This window comes from Streptomyces sp. CWNU-52B (assembly GCF_047444975.1).
In the GTDB taxonomy this organism is placed as follows: Bacteria; Actinomycetota; Actinomycetes; order Streptomycetales; family Streptomycetaceae; genus Streptomyces.
Genome location: NZ_JBLFJV010000030.1, coordinates 35,315 through 52,289, shown reverse-complemented (window position 1 = coordinate 52,289; position 16,975 = coordinate 35,315). Strand labels below are relative to the sequence as shown.

At 70.1% G+C, this 16,975-nt stretch carries 16 protein-coding genes; 8 read left to right on the top strand and 8 right to left on the bottom strand.

What is annotated here, in order from left to right; all coding sequences use genetic code 11:
- Positions 1 to 22: 22 nt before the first annotated feature.
- The 4 genes from ACLVWQ_RS27080 to miaA all read right to left on the bottom strand — a co-directional run bounded on the left by ACLVWQ_RS27080 (position 23) and on the right by miaA (position 4,897).
- Entirely contained in the window at positions 23 to 2,161 is a 2,139-nt protein-coding gene (locus tag ACLVWQ_RS27080; RefSeq protein WP_414111796.1) for a RelA/SpoT family protein, read from the bottom strand.
- Positions 2,162 to 2,330: 169 nt separating this feature from the next.
- Positions 2,331 to 3,209 carry a diaminopimelate epimerase gene (gene dapF, locus ACLVWQ_RS27075; RefSeq protein WP_414111795.1) on the bottom strand — a complete coding sequence of 293 codons (879 nt, stop codon included), beginning with the start codon at positions 3,207 to 3,209 and terminating at the stop codon, positions 2,331 to 2,333.
- Between the two features lie 119 nt (positions 3,210 to 3,328).
- Complete coding sequence (locus tag ACLVWQ_RS27070; RefSeq protein ID WP_414111940.1) at positions 3,329 to 3,850, bottom strand: hypothetical protein; 522 nt, start codon at positions 3,848 to 3,850, stop codon at positions 3,329 to 3,331.
- A gap of 108 nt (positions 3,851 to 3,958) precedes the next feature.
- The gene (gene miaA / locus ACLVWQ_RS27065; RefSeq protein WP_414111794.1) at positions 3,959 to 4,897 is read right to left on the bottom strand and encodes a tRNA (adenosine(37)-N6)-dimethylallyltransferase MiaA; all 939 of its coding nucleotides are present in this window, start codon (positions 4,895 to 4,897) and stop codon (positions 3,959 to 3,961) included.
- Positions 4,898 to 5,079: 182 nt separating this feature from the next.
- Between miaA and ACLVWQ_RS27060 the strand changes: the two genes are divergently transcribed.
- Together ACLVWQ_RS27060 and ACLVWQ_RS27055 are read left to right on the top strand one after the other, a co-directional pair.
- Positions 5,080 to 5,298, top strand: coding sequence for a gliding motility protein (locus ACLVWQ_RS27060; protein ID WP_414111793.1), 219 nt, complete (start codon positions 5,080 to 5,082; stop codon positions 5,296 to 5,298).
- Between the two features lie 83 nt (positions 5,299 to 5,381).
- Positions 5,382 to 5,669 (top strand): antitoxin, encoded by a 288-nt coding sequence (locus tag ACLVWQ_RS27055; RefSeq protein WP_414111792.1) that lies wholly within the window; start codon positions 5,382 to 5,384, stop codon positions 5,667 to 5,669.
- Positions 5,670 to 5,744: 75 nt separating this feature from the next.
- On the opposite strand, the gene ACLVWQ_RS27050 is transcribed toward ACLVWQ_RS27055, so the two are convergent.
- Together ACLVWQ_RS27050 and miaB are read right to left on the bottom strand one after the other, a co-directional pair.
- The gene (locus ACLVWQ_RS27050; RefSeq protein WP_414111791.1) at positions 5,745 to 6,500 is read right to left on the bottom strand and encodes a class III extradiol dioxygenase subunit B-like domain-containing protein; all 756 of its coding nucleotides are present in this window, start codon (positions 6,498 to 6,500) and stop codon (positions 5,745 to 5,747) included.
- A gap of 62 nt (positions 6,501 to 6,562) precedes the next feature.
- Complete coding sequence (miaB, locus tag ACLVWQ_RS27045) at positions 6,563 to 8,080, bottom strand: tRNA (N6-isopentenyl adenosine(37)-C2)-methylthiotransferase MiaB (protein WP_414111790.1); 1,518 nt, start codon at positions 8,078 to 8,080, stop codon at positions 6,563 to 6,565.
- A gap of 155 nt (positions 8,081 to 8,235) precedes the next feature.
- On the opposite strand from miaB, the gene ACLVWQ_RS27040 reads away from it, so the two are divergent.
- Positions 8,236 to 9,231, top strand: a complete 996-nt coding sequence (locus ACLVWQ_RS27040; RefSeq protein ID WP_414111789.1) for a TAXI family TRAP transporter solute-binding subunit — start codon at positions 8,236 to 8,238, stop codon at positions 9,229 to 9,231.
- Positions 9,232 to 9,393: 162 nt separating this feature from the next.
- On the opposite strand, the gene ACLVWQ_RS27035 is transcribed toward ACLVWQ_RS27040, so the two are convergent.
- Together ACLVWQ_RS27035 and ACLVWQ_RS27030 are read right to left on the bottom strand one after the other, a co-directional pair.
- Positions 9,394 to 10,818 (bottom strand): ATP-binding protein, encoded by a 1,425-nt coding sequence (locus ACLVWQ_RS27035; protein WP_414111788.1) that lies wholly within the window; start codon positions 10,816 to 10,818, stop codon positions 9,394 to 9,396.
- Positions 10,819 to 10,827: 9 nt separating this feature from the next.
- Positions 10,828 to 11,514 carry a response regulator transcription factor gene (locus ACLVWQ_RS27030; protein ID WP_414111787.1) on the bottom strand — a complete coding sequence of 229 codons (687 nt, stop codon included), beginning with the start codon at positions 11,512 to 11,514 and terminating at the stop codon, positions 10,828 to 10,830.
- A gap of 328 nt (positions 11,515 to 11,842) precedes the next feature.
- Between ACLVWQ_RS27030 and ACLVWQ_RS27025 the strand changes: the two genes are divergently transcribed.
- The 5 genes from ACLVWQ_RS27025 to ACLVWQ_RS27005 all read left to right on the top strand — a co-directional run bounded on the left by ACLVWQ_RS27025 (position 11,843) and on the right by ACLVWQ_RS27005 (position 16,967).
- Complete coding sequence (locus ACLVWQ_RS27025) at positions 11,843 to 12,619, top strand: amino acid ABC transporter ATP-binding protein (RefSeq protein ID WP_414111786.1); 777 nt, start codon at positions 11,843 to 11,845, stop codon at positions 12,617 to 12,619.
- Positions 12,620 to 12,678: 59 nt separating this feature from the next.
- On the top strand, positions 12,679 to 13,524 hold the full coding sequence (locus tag ACLVWQ_RS27020; protein ID WP_414111785.1) for a glutamate ABC transporter substrate-binding protein: 846 nt from the start codon (positions 12,679 to 12,681) through the stop codon (positions 13,522 to 13,524).
- Positions 13,525 to 13,613: 89 nt separating this feature from the next.
- Positions 13,614 to 14,279, top strand: a complete 666-nt coding sequence (locus tag ACLVWQ_RS27015; protein ID WP_414111784.1) for an amino acid ABC transporter permease — start codon at positions 13,614 to 13,616, stop codon at positions 14,277 to 14,279.
- Positions 14,276 to 15,169, top strand: a complete 894-nt coding sequence (locus ACLVWQ_RS27010) for an amino acid ABC transporter permease (protein WP_414111783.1) — start codon at positions 14,276 to 14,278, stop codon at positions 15,167 to 15,169. The genes ACLVWQ_RS27015 and ACLVWQ_RS27010 overlap by 4 nt, the downstream gene beginning before the upstream one ends.
- 202 nt (positions 15,170 to 15,371) lie before the next feature.
- Positions 15,372 to 16,967, top strand: a complete 1,596-nt coding sequence (locus ACLVWQ_RS27005; RefSeq protein WP_414111782.1) for an FAD-dependent monooxygenase — start codon at positions 15,372 to 15,374, stop codon at positions 16,965 to 16,967.
- The last annotated feature ends 8 nt before the right edge of the window (positions 16,968 to 16,975 follow it).

Sequence of the window (16,975 nt, the reverse complement as noted above, 5' to 3'; positions counted from 1 at the left end):
GAGTCGGGGCGCCGATGGTCCGTTACGGAGTCGTCGACTGGTGGTGGGCTCGGCTCACGTCGAAGACGCCCGGGACGTTGCGCATGGCCCGCATCAGTGCGGGGAGGTGGGCGGCGTCCGGGAGTTGGAGTGTGTAGGTGTGGCGTACGCGCTGCTGGCTGGGCGGTTCGACGGTCGCCGAGACGATCGCGACGCCCTCCATGGCGATGGCTTCGGTGAGGTCGGCCAGGAGGTGGGGCCGCCCGAAGGACTCGGCGAAGAGCGTGACCCGGCACTCGCTGCTGTCGCCCCAGCGCACCTCGACCTCCGCGCGCCCCACGCTCTTCATGCGCGCCGCCCCGGCACACTCGACGCGGTGCACGGTCACCACTCCCCCGCGTACGGAGAACCCGGTGATCGCGTCGGGCGGTACGGGCGTACAGCAGCCCGCGAGGCGTACGGTCGCGCCGGGCCGGTCGACGACGACGTCCGCGTCGGCCGGGCGGGCGGCGGGCCCGTCCACAGCCGGGCGGCGCGTCTCGGCGGGTGCCTCGGACGGTGCGGCCGACGCCGGGTGCGCGGCGAGCCACCGGGTGATGGCGATCCGCGCGACGGGCGTGTGCGCGTGCTCCAGCCACTCCCTGGAGGGCTCCGAGGTGGGGTCCTGGCCCATCAGCAGCTGAACGGTGTCCCCGTCGCTCAGGACCGTGCTCAGCCTCGCCAGGCGGCCGTTGACGCGGGCGCCGATACAGGCGTGCGCGTCCTCCCCGTACTGGGCGTAGGCGGCGTCCACGCAGCTGGCGCCCGCGGGCAGTCCGAGTGTGCCGCCGTCGGGGCGGAAGACGGTGATCTCCCGGTCCTGGGCGAGGTCCTCGCGGAGCGTGGACCAGAACGTGTCGGGGTCCGGCGCGGCCTCCTGCCAGTCGAGGAGGCGGGACAGCCAGCCGGGACGGGTGGGGTCGGCGCGCTCGCCGTCCGCGGGACGCACTCCGCCGCCGTCTCCGTCCGTCTGCTCCTCCGCGGGAGCCGCGTAGGGATTGCCGAGCGCGATGACGCCGGCCTCGGCGACCTTGTGCATCTGGTGCGTACGGATGAGGACTTCGGCGACCTGCCCGTCGGGGCGGGCCACGGCGGTGTGCAGCGACTGGTACAGGTTGAACTTGGGAACGGCGATGAAGTCCTTGAACTCCGAGACCACCGGTGTGAGACAGGTGTGCAGTTCGCCGAGGACCCCGTAGCAGTCGGCGTCCTCGTTCACGAGGACGAGCAGGCGCCCGAAGTCGGCGCCGCGCAGCTCGCCCCGTTTGCGCGAGACCCGGTGCACGGAGACGAAGTGCCGCGGCCTGATGAGGACTTCGGCCTGCAGCCCCGCCTCGCGCAGGACCCCGCGCACCTCTTCGGAGATCTCGGCGAGGGGGTCGTCGGCGCGCGAGGAGTTCTTGACGATGAGTTCGCGGGTGTGGGCGTACTCGTCGGGGCGCAGGATCGCGAAGACGAGATCCTCCAGCTCGGTCTTCAGCGCCTGGACGCCCAGCCGTTCGGCGAGCGGGATCAGTACGTCCTTGGTGACCTTGGCGATGCGTTCCTGCTTCTCGGGGCGCATGACTCCGAGGGTGCGCATGTTGTGCAGCCGGTCGGCCAGTTTGATCGACATCACGCGTACGTCGCTGCCGGTGGCGACGAGCATCTTGCGGAAGGTCTCGGGCTCGGCGGCCGCCCCGTAGTCGACCTTCTCCAGCTTCGTCACGCCGTCGACGAGATAGCGGACCTCCTCGCCGAACTCCTCGCGGACCTGATCGAGCGTCACCTCCGTGTCCTCGACCGTGTCGTGGAGGAGGGAGGCGGTCAACGTCGTGGTCTCGGCGCCCAGTTCGGCGAGGATCAGCGTCACGGCCAGCGGGTGCGTGATGTAGGGCTCGCCGCTCTTGCGCATCTGGCCGCGGTGCGAGGACTCAGCGAGGACGTAGGCGCGGCGCAGCGGGTCCAGGTCGGAGTCGGGATGGTGGGCCCGGTGCGCCTCGACCACATGGCCGATCGCGTCGGGCAGCCGGTCGCGGGCCGTGGGCCCCAGGAGAGCGGCCCGGCCCAGCCGTCGCAGATCGATCCGCGGGCGGCTCCGCCTGCGCTGTACCGCGGGCGTGATGGGGCCGGGCGTCGCGGGGTTCGTGGCCTCCGCACTCATGGGCACCTCCGGCTGCGTTGACCGGCGGACGGGGCGCCCCATGGCGTACGCGGCACTGGGGATGGCGTCGTTCCCCCGTCCGGGCCGGTCCTTGATGCTACCGAGCCCACCACGCCCGACCGACCGCCTCTCGCCGAGCGTGAAACGGATCACCCATTCGAGCGAGGGTTCAGGGGGTCATGCTTTCGAGCCATTCGGTGTCGATCTCACCCTCTGCGACGATCACCGCGGGCCCGGTCATCTCGATCTCGCCGTCCGGGCGCTCGGTGATCACGAGCCGGCCACCGGGCACATCGACGGTGTAGACCGCCGGAACACCGGTCACGGCGGGGTCGGCGCCATCCCTGCGGGCCGCCGCCACGGCCACGGCGCACGCGCCGGTGCCGCACGATCTGGTCTCGCCGGAGCCTCGTTCGTGGACACGCAGAGCGACGTGATGAAGGCCACGGTCGACGACGAATTCGACGTTCACGCCGTCCGGGTACGCGGACAGCGGGCTGAACGGCGGCGGTTCGTACAGGTGTCCGGCGTGGTCGAGGTCGGCCACGAAGGCGACGGCGTGGGGGTTGCCCATGTTGACGTTGCGCGCGGGCCAGCTGCGCTCTCCGACGGTCACGGTGACGTCTCCCTCGGGCCCTTCGGGAAGGAGCGCCCTGCCCATGCCGACGGTGACGTCGCCCTCCTTGGCGAGGTGCACGGCCTTCACGCCCGCGCGCGTGGCGACCGTGATGTCGCCTTCGGCCACGTGTCCGGCGCGCTGGAGATAGCGGGCGAACACCCGCACTCCGTTGCCGCACATCTCCGCGATCGAGCCGTCGCCGTTGCGGTAGTCCATGAACCATTCCGCTTCGGCCGCCATCGACCGGGCCTCGGGGTGCGCCGCTGACCGGACGACGTGCAGCAGACCGTCGCCGCCGATGCCCGCGCGGCGGTCGCACAGGGCGGCGGCGGTGGCCGGGGACAGGGCGAGGGTGTTGTCGGGATCCGGGAGGATCACGAAGTCGTTCTCGGTCCCGTGCCCCTTGAGGAAGGCGATCCGCGTGCTCATTCCTCGATCGTAAGGGTTCCCTACGACAGCCGGTCCGACCGGCCCGGCGGACGGGCCGGGTGACGGCACGGGGGCCGGTCCGGCGGCCCGGCAGGCGCCCGGTAGAGGTCCTGGACGCCTCAGCGCAGGCGGGCCACGCGCCACACGGCGAGCACCACGACCGCGGCGACGACCACGGCGTACGCGATCACGACCCGCCAGTCCGGGCGGTGCGCGGAACCGCGCTGCGGCAGGCCGGGCCAGGTGTGACCCACGCGACGGGCGGCCATCATGCCCCAGCCGGCGGCACAGGAGCTGAGCAGCAGACCGAGCATGGCGATCACGGCTCCGCTGTCGCCGAAGTCGAACGCCAGCGGGAAGGCGAACATCAGGGACCCGAGTGCGGCGAGGCCCACGATGGGAGCGAGCTGCCAGATGCGCATGCGGCGCTGCGGGCGCAGCTCGACCTCGACCTCGGGCTCCGCGAACATCTCGCCGGGCTCGGGCCCGTCGGCGGTCACGCCGTCAGTGCTCTCGTCGGGTCCGTCCGGGCTCAACCGGTCCCCGTCGGGGTCCTGCTGATCCTGTGCGGTGTCGTGCGCCCCGTCGGTGACGGTGCTCTGCTCCGTGCCGTGTGCGGTGTCACGAGGGCCGGCCTCCATCGCCACGCGCCCTCCCCACTCGGACTCCACTTGGTCGATCGAAGCTCGATGATGGCACGGCGCCGGAGGCCCGGATGACGGCCGGAGCGTCCCGATGCCAGGACGTGATCAGGCTGTGACCGGTCGTTCGACCAACGCCAGCGCGAGCTGCGGAAGTTCCGTGAGATCCGCCGCGGCCCCACTGAGCCAATGCACCCGCGGATCGCGTCTGAACCAGGAATCCTGACGGCGCGCGAAGCGCTTGGTGGCGCGCACGGTCTCGGCACGTGCCTCGCCCTCGGTGCGCTCCCCGGCGAACGCCGCGAGCATCTGCTGGTAGCCGAGGGCACGCGACGCCGTACGCCCCTCACGCAACCCCTGCGCCTCCAGTGCGCGCACTTCCTCGCCGAGACCCCCCTCCCACATGCGGTCCACGCGGCGGGCGATGCGCTCGTCGAGCTCGGGGCGCGCCACGTCGACGCCGATCTGCAGGGTGTCGTAGACCGAGTCGTGGCCCGGGAGGTTGGCGGTGAAGGGCCTGCCGGTGATCTCGATGACCTCCAGGGCCCGGACGATACGGCGGCCGTTGCTCGGCAGGATCGCGTGGGCGGCCTCGGGGTCGGCGACGGCCAGCCGCGCGTGCAGGGCGCCTGAGCCCCTCAGGGTGAGTTCCTCCTCCAGGCGGGCCCGCACCTCGGGATCCGTGCCGGGGAACTCCAGGTTGTCGACGGCGCCGCGGACGTACAGGCCCGACCCGCCGACGAGGACCGGCCAGCGGCCCTCCGCGAGCAGCGCGTCGATACGGATGCGCGCGAGCCGTTGGTACTCGGCGACGCTCGCCGTCACCGTCACGTCCCAGATGTCCAGGAGGTGGTGGGGAACGCCGCCGCGTTCCTCGGGCGTCAGCTTGGCGGTGCCGATGTCCATCCCCCGGTAGAGCTGCATCGAGTCTGCGTTGACGACCTCACCACCGAGGCGCTGGGCCAGGTGGACGCCGAGATCGGACTTTCCGGCCGCGGTGGGACCCACGACGGCGATGACCCGCGGAGCGGGAGCTGCTCTACTCACCGTCACAGTCTCGCAAACCTCGGGCCCACTTCTCGAACGAGCTACGTGACGGCACTCGACGGGGGTCGTTGCCTGTTGCGAGATTCCAGCCACCGGTTTCAAGGACCGGTGACCCTGGCGACGCAATGGGGCGCACCGCGCAACGCGGAATTTCGCCCGCACGAGTAAGGTATGGAGATGAAATGGGCGTTTTTGCACGATTTATTCGCAAGGAGAGGCCTCAGCCGGGAGGGCCGGGGAAGGCACCGACCGACGAGCACACCGACAGCCTGAAGCAGACCGCATCCGCAGCCGAGGCGGAGCCGGAGACTGCGGAAGCCGCGGAGGCCGTAGAGATTCCCCAGCAGCAGTCCGTCGACAGGGCCGCCGACAACGAGGTCGGCGAGAACGCCCGTAAATGACGGTAATGACTGTCGAAACGACTGCCCGAACGCATGACTGTCCCGCATGACTGCCCACGAGGTAACACGAGGGAAGGTGCACCATGGGTCTCCTGGACAACGTGTTGGCCAGGCTCGCGCCGGCCAAGGAGAAGGTCTCTGACCTCGCGCAGCAGCACGGGGGAAAGATCGAGCAGGGTCTCGACAAGGCCGCGAGGATGGCCGACGAGAAGACCAAGGGCAAGTACAGCGACAAGATCCGGACGGGCACCGGCAAGGCCAAGGGTGCTCTGGACCGGATCGCGCACAAGGAGGACGGCGGCACGGACGGGGGCGGGACACCGCCGTCGACCCCACCGTCACCTCCGCCGACGCCGCCCTCGGCGTACTGAGCGGCACCACTGGCGACACCACTTCGGCGGGCGCCCTCGGACCGGCCTACGGCTCCGACGGCGCCCGCCGTCCGCTCACGACCAGGTCGCGACCAAGTACCCCACTCCGTAGGGCGCGTCCTCGTACAGCAGCGCCCCGCCGAGCCCCGCTCCCTGCGCCGCGCCCGCGAGCACCTGCCAGGGAGCCCGGCCGGAGGCCTTGAGCGCGTACGCCAGCTCGGCGTCCAACGCCTTGAGTGCGGGCACGTCCGCCGCGCCCAGCGCACGGGCCACCTCCGCGTCGAAGCCCACCGCGCGCTCGTCCAGGTAGCCCGGCGCCTTGAGCGTGCGGCACGCGCTGGAGTCCCCCATGACGAGCAGCGCCACCCTCCCGCTCCGGGCGGCGATCCGCTCACCGGCTTCGACGCACCCCTCGGCGGAGAGCGGCTCGCCCACGCCCAGGCCCTCGACGGGGGCGTCGGACCAGTCCGTACGGCCCAGGAGCCAGGCGGCGACGGCCAGCGCGGGCGGAAGCTCACGCCCCGCGGCCGCGGAGGCGGGCTCGGCGGTGCGCCGGGACGCAACTGTTCCGTTCCCTCCGATCCCACCGAGCCGCACGTCGAGATCGACACCGAAGCCGCGGAAGGAGCCGCGCGAGCCCTCGGGGTGCGGCCCGCGGCCGTTCCCCTCCGCCGGCCCGACGACCACCAGCCGGTCGGGGCGGGCGGCGGCCAGTACCCCCAGGGCGTCCGTGCACGCGGCACGCGCCGCGTCCAGTTCGGGCGCGGCCCCCGCGGCGACGTCGGGCACGAGCAGGGGCGGGCAGGGGCACACGGCGGCGGCGACAAGCATGATCGGCAGCGTAACCCCCGTGAGCCGAGCCGACAGGGTGGGCCGGTGAGCTGGTGCGGAGGTCAGTCGCAGCCGCAGCCGGCCGCGGCGACGGGCAGCGGCTGCGGCGCGCCGATCGTCGGCAGCCCCAGCATGACGCCGGCGGGCTTGACGGCCTCGGCGGCGTTGCGCTTCTCCCAGGCGTCCCCCGCGCGCGTGTGACGCACGTCCAGGGTGGCGCCCTCGGCGAGCAGGTGGTGCGGAGCGGCGTACGTGATCTCGACGGTGACGACGTCGCCGGGGCGGACCTCGACGTCGGGCTTGGTGAAGTGCACCAGGCGGTTGTCGGGGGCGCGGCCGGAGAGGCGGTGGGTGGCGCCGTCCTTGCGGCCCTCGCCCTCGGCGACCATCAGTTCGAGCCTGCGGCCGACCTGCTTCTTGTTCTCGTCCCAGGAGATCTCGTCCTGGAGGGCGGCGAGACGCTCGTACCGCGCCTGCACGACCTCCTTGGGGATCTGCCCCTCCATGGTGGCCGCGGGGGTCCCCGGACGCTTGGAGTACTGGAAGGTGAAGGCCTGTGCGAAGCGGGCCTCGCGGACCGCGTGGAGGGTCTCCTCGAAGTCCTCCTCGGTCTCGCCGGGGAAGCCCACGATGATGTCGGTGGTGATCGCGGCGTGCGGGATCGCGGCCCGCACCTTGTCGATGATCCCGAGGTACCGCTCCTGGCGGTACGAGCGGCGCATCGCCTTCAGGACGGTGTCCGAACCGGACTGCATCGGCATGTGCAGCTGCGGCATGACGTTCGGGGTCTCGGCCATCGCGGCGATGACGTCGTCCGTGAAGTCGCGCGGGTGCGGCGAGGTGAAGCGCACCCGCTCCAGGCCCTCGATCTTGCCGCAGGCCCGCAGGAGCTTGCTGAAGGCCTCACGGTCACCGATGTCGGAGCCGTAGGCGTTCACGTTCTGGCCGAGGAGGGTGATCTCGGAGACGCCCTCGCCGACGAGTGCCTCGATCTCGGCGAGGATGTCGCCGGTCCTGCGGTCCTTCTCCTTGCCGCGCAGCGCCGGGACGATACAGAAGGTGCACGTGTTGTTGCAGCCGACGGAGATGGAGACCCAGGCGGCGTACGCGCTCTCGCGGCGGGTCGGCAGCGTCGAGGGGAACGCTTCGAGCGACTCGGCGATCTCGACCTGTGCCTCCTCCTGGACGCGGGCGCGCTCCAGGAGGACAGGAAGCTTGCCGATGTTGTGCGTGCCGAAGACGACGTCCACCCAGGGCGCCCTCTTCACGATGGTGTCGCGGTCCTTCTGGGCGAGACAGCCGCCGACGGCGATCTGCATGCCGGGCCGCTTCGTCTTCATCGGCGCGAGCCTGCCGAGGTTCCCGTAGAGACGGTTGTCGGCGTTCTCCCGCACCGCGCAGGTGTTGAAGACGACGACGTCGGCGTCCCCGTCGGAGCCGTCGGGAGCGCGTACGTAACCGGCGTCCTCCAGCAGCCCGGAGAGGCGTTCGGAGTCGTGGACGTTCATCTGACATCCATAAGTGCGCACTTCGTACGTTCTGGTCAGGTCCACTGCCCGGCTCCGGTCGCTGCTGCTCATGTGACAAGGGTAGGCGGTGCCCGGAGTGGGCCCGGCCCCCACTTGCGTCCCCTCCCTCCCACGCGCCTCGTACGCGCTCCGCCGCGCCGGGCCGTGAGCGCGCCCGGTACGCCCGGCCCTGGTCATCCGGACCGGTGAGCTGGCAGGATCGCGCCATGTTCCAGGCACTTCCCCGTATCGGCAGACGCCGGGCCCTGCAAGGTTCGGCCGCCGCCTTCGTGGCCTTCGCGCTGCTGCTGTGGTGGCTGCTGCCCCTCGGCGAGAGCTCACCGGGCGGAAAGATCGTATTCAGCACGGGGACACCCAACGGTGTGTACCAGGTGTACGGGGACATGTTGCAGGTGGCGCTCGCCAAGGACATGCCGAACCTGGACGTGACCCTGGAGGAGAGCGAGGGCTCGCAGGAGAACGTGGAGCGGGTCGCCACCGGACAGGCCGACTTCACGATCGCGGCGGCCGACGCGGTCGAGAAGTACCAGGCGAGCGGCAGGCCCGGCGCGGACCTGCTGCGCAGCTGCGCACGTCTGTACGACGACTACGTGCACGTGGTCGTCCCCCGCTCCTCCTCCGTGGAGTCCATCGCGGAGCTGAAGGGCAAGCGGGTCGCGGTGGGGCAGGAGGGTTCCGGGGTGCGCCTGATAGCGGATCAGGTGCTGGCGGCGGCCGGCCTCGACATCGAGAAGGACGTCACCCAGGTGAACGTCGGGATCGCGGACGCGACGAAGATGCTCGAGGCGAAGAAGATCGACGCGTTCTTCTGGTCCGGCGGACTCCCGACGCGGGCCGTGACCGAACTGTCCGGGCACTTCGACATCAAGCTGGTCCCGATCGAGGCCGACCTGGTCGCGAAGCTGCACCAGCCGCGCGCGGGGTCCGACTACTACCGGTCCGCGCTCATGCCTGCGGACGCCTATCCCTCGGCCCAGCGCATCGGCGTACCGACCGTGGCGGTGGCGAACCTGCTGGTGACGCGGAAGGGGACGGACGAGGCCCTCACCGAGGGCATGACCCGCACGGTGATCAACAGCCGCGACCGCATCGGCAAGCGGGTCCACGCCGCACAGCGGGTGGACCTGCGGACCGCCATCTACACCGATCCACTGGAGCTGGACGAGGGCGCGCAGCGCTACTACCGCTCGGTCAAGCCGTAACGGCTGCCCCTCGGCCGTCCACGGGCCCCTCGGCCGCATGAGGCGGACGGAGAAGACGGAGAAGGACGGAGAAGGACGGCTCAAAGGGGGCCGGGCCCACCCGGCGCACGCCACAGTCGGCGCAAGGCGGTGAGCGGGCCCACAGGCCCCCTGTGCGCCCGCTCAGACCCCGGGCATGGTCCGCGGCACCGTCACCGTCACCTTGAGCCCGTGCGGCTCGTGGTGGGCGTACGCGATGGAGCCGCCGCCCGCGGAGAGCAGGGCGCGGGAGATCGACAGGCCCAGGCCCGAGCCCTTGACGTTCTGGTGGCCGGTGCTGCGCCAGAAGCGGTCCCCGACGCGGGTCAGCTCCTCGTCGCTCAGTCCTGGCCCGCAGTCGGTGACGACGATCGTCGAGGCCTCGCCGTTGGAGGCCACCACGACCTCGACGGACTCCCCCGTGGACGTGAACTTGATCGCGTTGTCGACGACCGCGTCCAGGGCGCTGGAGAGCGCGACGGGGTCGGCCCAGGCGGTCGTGGCGGGGCAGGTCCCGATGAGCCGTACGCCCTTCTCGTCGGCGACGGGGGACCAGGACGCCACGCGTTCGGCGGTGAGCTCGCCGATGTCGGTGAGCCGCAGGTCCGCCTCGGCGTGCTCGGCGAGGGCCAGGTCCAGGAGGTCGTCGAGGACGTGGGCGAGGCGCTTGCCCTCCGTACGGACGGAGGCGATCTCCTCGTTGCCCTCGGGCAGTTCCAGGGCGAGCAGTTCGATGCGCAGCAGCAGGGCGGACAGGGGGTTGCGCAGCTGGTGGGAGGCGTCGGCGACGAAGGCGCGCTGCTGCTCCAGGACGTCCTCGACGTTGTCGACCATCTCGTTGAACGACCGGGCCAGGCGTCTGAGTTCCGGTGGCCCGCCGGCCACGGCGACCCGGGACTTGAGGCGGCCGGTCGCGATGTCGTGGGTGGTGGCGTCGAGGACGCGTACGGGCCGCAGCACCCAGCCGGTCAGGCGCAGCGCGGCGCCGAGCGCGAGGAGCATCGCGAAGATCTCACCGGCGCCGATGACCAGCCAGCCGTGCAGGATCCTCGACCGCATCTGACCGGTGGGCGAGTCGGTGACCACCACCGCGACGACGTCACCGTCCCTGATGACGGGGGACGCGACGACGAGGCGGTCCCGCTGCCACGGCCAGACCTGCTTCGGGTCGTGGCTGCGGCGGCTCTGCAGCGCCTCGTCGAAGGCCGCGCGCACCTCGTCGGCCTTGCCGCCCCTGACGACCTTGGGCAGGTACCAGTCCTCCGGCGCGTGCGCCATGGCCTTCTCGTCGCGGTAGAAGACACCGACGTTGATCTTGTACAGCTCCCGGTAGATGCCGAGTTCCTTCTTGAGCGTCTCCAGGCGCTGTTCCGGGGAACTGACCCGTGAACCGTCCGAGCGGTCGGCCACGAACTGGGCGAGGGACGCGAAGCGCGCCGTGTCGTCGATCCGGTCGACGACCACGTCCTGCTGCTGGGCCGCCGCCAGGCTCACGGCGAGTGGGACGCCCAGGGCGAGCAGGATGCCCGCCATCAGGACGATGAGCAGCGGAAGGAGGCGGGTACGCACCTGGGCCCGCTAGGCGGCGGGCGCGACGAGCCGGTAGCCGACGCCGCGCACCGTCTCGATCAGGGCCGGCATGCGCAGCTTGGAGCGCAGCGACGCGACATGCACCTCCAGGGTGCGGCCGGTCCCCTCCCAGCTGGTGCGCCAGACCTCGCTGATGATCTGTTCCCGCCGGAAGACCACGCCGGGCCGCTGGGCGAGGAGCGCCAGCAGGTCGAACTCCTTGCGGGTCAGCTGGACGACCGAACCGTCGACGCTGACCTGTCGTGTGGGCAGTTCGATGCGTACGGGGCCCAGGCGCAGCGCGTCCTCCCCGGAGGCGGCCGGGTCGTCGGCGGCCGTGCGCCGGCTGACGGCGTGGATGCGGGCGAGGAGCTCGCCGGTGTCGTAGGGCTTCACCACGTAGTCGTCGGCACCGAGGTTGAGGCCGTGGATGCGGGAGCGCACGTCGGCCCGCGCGGTGACCATGATCACCGGTGTGGTGGTCCGTTTGCGGATCTTCCCGCAGACCTCGTAGCCGTCCTGGTCGGGCAGCCCGAGGTCGAGAAGCACCACTCCGAAGCCGTCGCCTTCCGGGACGAGCGCCTGGAGGGCCTCCGCTCCGGTGCGGGCGTGGGTGACGGCGAAGCCGTGGCGCGCGAGGACCGCGGACAGCGCGGCTGCCACGTGGTTGTCGTCCTCGACGAGGAGCAGTCTCATCACGGCCCTCTTCAGTTCATCGTGCGTACGTTCTCGGTGGATAGACAGTTCTCGGTGGTGAATCGGCATCGGTATCGGTGAGGAATCGGCACGGGCACGCGCGCGTGCCCACTGGTGGAAGTCAGGCGGATGGACGCGGACGGCGTCAAGCGTCATCGGGGCATGGCCCACTTCCGTTACGCAGCCGGTACGCGCCCGGGGCGGCCTCGGCGAACAGTGCCGCCGCGCTGCCGGATCGTTATGCTCAATTTCAGCTCAGATGTGATGACGCTGGTTGTGCGGCGTCACTACTGTCCTCCGCAACCGAGGAGGACGGAGCAAGAGGCCGATGACCGAAGTATCGGTGACCAAGGACGCCGTACCGGCGGCCGATGATCTGGTCGTACTGAAGAACGTCAACAAGCACTTCGGTGCTTTGCATGTGCTTCAGGACATCGATCTGACCATCGCCCGCGGTGAGGTTGTCGTGGTCATCGGACCCTCTGGGTCCGGAAAGTCCACCCTGTGCCGCGCGATCAACCGCCTGGAGTCGATCGAGTCGGGATCCATCACGATCGACGGAAAGCCGTTGCCCGAGGAGGGCAAAGCACTGGCCCGCCTGCGCGCCGACGTCGGCATGGTCTTCCAGTCCTTCAATCTGTTCGCGCACAAGACAGTGCTCGAAAATGTGATGCTGGGCCAGCTCAAGGTCCGTAAGTCGGACAAGAAGGACGCGGAGGAGAAGGCACGCGGGCTGCTCGACCGGGTGGGCGTCGCCGCCCAGGCGGACAAGTACCCGGCGCAGCTCTCCGGCGGGCAGCAACAGCGTGTCGCGATCGCACGGGCGCTGGCGATGGGCCCCAAGGTCATGCTCTTCGACGAGCCGACATCGGCTCTCGACCCGGAGATGATCAACGAGGTCCTGGAAGTCATGCAGCAGCTCGCGCGTGACGGTATGACGATGGTCGTAGTCACCCACGAGATGGGATTCGCCCGTTCGGCGGCCAACCGCGTCGTCTTCATGGCGGACGGACGCATCGTCGAAGAGGCTGTGCCGGACCAGTTCTTCAGCAATCCGCGCAGTGACCGGGCGAAGGACTTCCTGTCGAAGATCCTGCACCACTGACGGCCCACGGCACCCGCACGCCGGATCGCACATCTTCACCACATCAAAGGATGTTCACCATGAAGCTTCGCAAGGTCACCGCCGCCTCGGCTGCCGTCCTCGCGCTCGCTGTCGCCGCCACCGCGTGCGGTTCCGACGACAAGGACGACAGCGGCAGCTCCTCCTCCGGGGGCGGCAACAAGAAGATCACGATCGGCATCAAGTTCGACCAGCCCGGCATCGGCCAGAAGACGCCGGACGGCTACACGGGCTTCGACGTCGACGTGGCGACGTACGTCGCCAAGGAGCTCGGCTACGGCGAGGACCAGATCCAGTGGAAGGAGGCGAAGAGCGCCGACCGCGAGACCATGCTCCAGCGTGGTGACGTCGACTTCATCGCCGCCTCCTACTCGATCAACGACGAGCGCGCGGCCAAGGTCGACTTCGCCGGCCCGTACCTCCTCGCCCACCAGGACGTGCTGGTCCGCGCCGACGACAAGTCGATCAAGTCGCCGGAGGACCTCAACAACAAGAAGCTGTGTTCCGTGGCCGGCTCGACCTCGGCGCAGAACGTCAAGGACAAGCTCGCCCCCAAGGCGCAGCTCCAGCAGTACCAGACGTACTCCCAGTGTCTGAACGGTGTGCAGAGCGGCGCCATCGACGCGCTGACCACGGACGACTCGATCCTCGCCGGTTACGCCTCGCAGGCGAGCTTCAAGGGCAAGTTCCGGCTCGGTGGTTTCAAGATGACCAACGAGAACTACGGCATCGGTGTCAAGAAGGGCAGCGACCTCAAGGCCAAGATCAACACGGCCCTGGAGAAGATGGTCTCCGACAAGTCGTGGGACAAGGCCGTCGAGACCAACTTCGGCCCGGCCCAGTACAAGAACGAGCCCGCCCCGAAGATCGGTGACGTCGTCAAGTAAAGCGGGATCCGACCTGACCGGTGCGTCGCCCTCCTGGGGCGGCGCACCAGTCAGGAGGGCCCTCCCCACACGCGGAAGCGCGGGAGATCGTGTTCGATTTTCTTGAAGGTTACAACCTGTGGGAAGCCTTCTGGACGACGGTGCAACTGACCGTCCTGTCCGCAGTCGGCTCCCTGGTCTGGGGAACCATGCTGGCCGCCATGCGTGTCGGCCCGGTACCTCTGATGCGCGGTTTCGGTACCGCTTATGTCAATACCGTGCGGAACATTCCGCTGACAGTGATCATTCTGTTCACGTCCTTGGGCCTCAACCAGACGTTCAGGGTCACCCTCGGCTCGGACAACTTCGACACCACCAACTTCAGGCTCGCGACACTCGGACTGATCGCGTACACCTCGGCGTTCGTGTGTGAGGCGCTGCGGTCCGGCATCAACACGGTGCCCGTGGGCCAGGCCGAGGCGGCACGTGCCCTCGGTCTGAACTTCACTCAGGTGCTGACGCTCGTCGTGCTGCCCCAGGCGTTCCGTTCGGTCGTCGGTCCGCTGGCGAACGTACTGATCGCGCTGACGAAGAACACCACGGTGGCCGCGGCCATCGGCGTCGCCGAAGCCGCGCTGCTGATGAAGGAGATGATCGAGAACGAGGCACAACTCGTCCTGATCTCCGCGGTCTTCGCGTTCGGATTCGTCTGTCTGACACTGCCGACCGGTCTGATCCTCGGCTGGGTGAGCAAGAAGGTGGCGGTGAAACGATGAGTTCGGTCCTCTATGACGCCCAGGGCCCGAAGGCCAAGCGGCGGAACGTCGTCATCTCGGTGGTGTTCGTCGTCGTCCTCGCGGCGGTGCTGTGGTGGATGTACGACCAGCTGGACAAGAAGGGCCAGCTGGAGTGGGGGCTGTGGAAGCCCTTCTTCGAGGCGGAGGCCTGGAGCACCTACCTCTGGCCGGGTCTACTGAACACGCTCAAGGCCGCGGCGCTCGCCATGGTCATCGCGCTGCCGCTCGGAGCGTTCCTCGGTATCGCCCGGTTGTCGGACCACACCTGGGTGCGTGTGCCGGCCAGTGTGGTGGTCGAGTTCTTCCGTGCCATCCCGGTGCTGGTCCTGATGATCTTCGGCCTGGCGCTGTTCTCCGAGTACACGGACGTCAGCACGGACGACCGTCCGCTGTACGCGGTCGTCACGGGTCTGGTGCTCTACAACGCCTCGGTCCTCGCCGAGATCGTCCGGGCGGGCATCCTGTCGCTGCCCAGGGGACAGGCCGAGGCCGCGTCGGCCATCGGTCTGCGCAAGAACCAGGTCATGCGGTTCATCCTGCTGCCGCAGGCGGTCACCGCGATGCTCCCGGCGATCGTCAGTCAGCTCGTGGTGATCGTGAAGGACACGGCGCTCGGTGGCGCGGTCCTCACCTTCCCCGACCTGATGGCGTCCGTCAGCCCGATGAGCTCGTACTACGGTGCGAACACCATCGCCAGCTTCACGGTCGTGGCACTGATCTACATCGTGATCAACTTCTCGCTCACGACCTTCGCGAGCTGGCTCGAGCGCCGGCTGCGCCAGGGCAAGAAGTCCACCGGCGCGGTCGTCGGAGCTGACGCGGTGGACGAACTCAGCACCCCGGGTGAGCATGTGGAAGGCAAGAAGTAGGCAGCCCCGCTAACAGGGCGCGCTCAGTGCAGAACTGACGAGATGTGAGCAACCGGAGGCAGTGGCGTGATCGCCACTGCCTCCGTCACTTGACGCAAGCAGCGGCAATAGGTTGCATACGTTCTGTGATCGTGTACCCCGCTCCACCTGCAAGTCCCGGTAGGACACTCTGGACGCCGCTCCGGGCAGGGGGTAACGCGCCGTGGACCCGGTGATCATCGTCGGAGCGGGACCCGTAGGTCTGACGCTGGCCCTGGCGCTGGCCCGTCAGGAGGTCCCGTCGGTCGTCCTGGACGAGGGGTCCGGCGACGACGAACAGAGGCTCGCACGGACGGCCGTCCTGCGCGAGGACACCACAGCGCTGATCGAGCGGCTGACCGGCTTCCCGGTCGGCCGGGCCGGTTTCCATTGGGCCGGATGGCGGTCGATGCGGCGCAAGCAGGTGATGCGCGAGATCACCTTCGGCGAGGACGACCCCGTGCTCCTGCACCTGCCCCAGCACGTTCTGACCGCCGCCCTGCGAAAGGCGATCTCGGCCGAACAGCTGGTCAGCGTCTCGGTGGAGAGCCGGCTCGACTCCGTCGAGCAGGAGGGCGCCGGCGTCACGGCGCACACCCGGGGCCCCAAGGGCACCTGGTGGCGCGGCAGCTACCTGGTCGGCTGCGACGGGCCGCGCTCGACGGTACGCAAGCTCCAGGACATCCGCTTCCCCGGCCGCACCGCGGTGGAACGGCACGCCGTCGCCGCGCTGCGCGCCGAACTCCCGTGGCCCGGAGAGGCGTTGCTGCACCGTAATCCGCCGTGGCGGACCTCGGGCCCCCCGGTCACCGAAGTGACGGCGCGTCCCCTCGCCGAGGACGTCTGGCGGATGGACTGGCTGCTGCCGCCGGGAAAGGACCTGGTCACCCCCGACCTGCTCGTGGCACGGGTCCGCGAGACCCTCGCCGGCTGGAGCGGGACGGGCACTCCGCCGTACGAGCTGCTGGACACCGGGGTCCACACGGTGCACCACCGGCTGGCGCGCAGGTGGCGGGCCGGCCGGGTCTTCCTCGCCGGGGACGCGGCGCATCTGCTCGGCGCGCTGGGCACCCAGGGTCTCGACGAGGGGCTGCGGGACGCCGACAACCTCGCGTGGAAGCTGGCCCTGGCCTGGCATCACGGCCCGCACGAGGGGCTGCTGGACAGCTACCAGGTGGAGCGGCGCGCGGTCGTCGCCGCCCGGCTGCGCGCCGCGGACCAGACACTGCCGGTGCTGCGTGGCGGAGGTCTGCGGTCCGCGGTGCCCGGGGCGGCCCGCGGCCATGACACTCTGCTCACGGACGGTCACCTGGGGCGCGGCCCTCTGGGCGAGCGGGGGGCGTACGCCGATTCACCGCTCGCACCTCCACACGCCGACTCCTCCGTGGAGGTCGACACGGCGGTGGGCGCTCAGGTCGCCGACGTACTGGTGACGGCGGAGGACGGTTCGTCCGTGGCGCTGCGCGACCGGCTGGGCCGAGCGGCGCTGCTCGTGCTGCTGATCGCGCCGGGGACGGTGGTGTGGGAGCGCAAGCACTGGGTGACGGCCGGGATCATGCCACGGCTCGCCGCCGCCGTGACCGCGCTGCCGCAGCGGGCCGAGCTGCTGGTCGCGGAGAGCTACCCGGGCGCGGCCGCGCACACGGTGCTGCTGATCCGCCCGGACGGGCACCTGGTCACCGCGTTGAGCGGGGTGCGTCCCGCTGACCTGTACGAGGCCGCGGAGGCGGCCCTGGGCGGCCCCCGGGTCACGGCGGAGGCCGCCGCGGGCAGGCAGTGAGGGGCCGG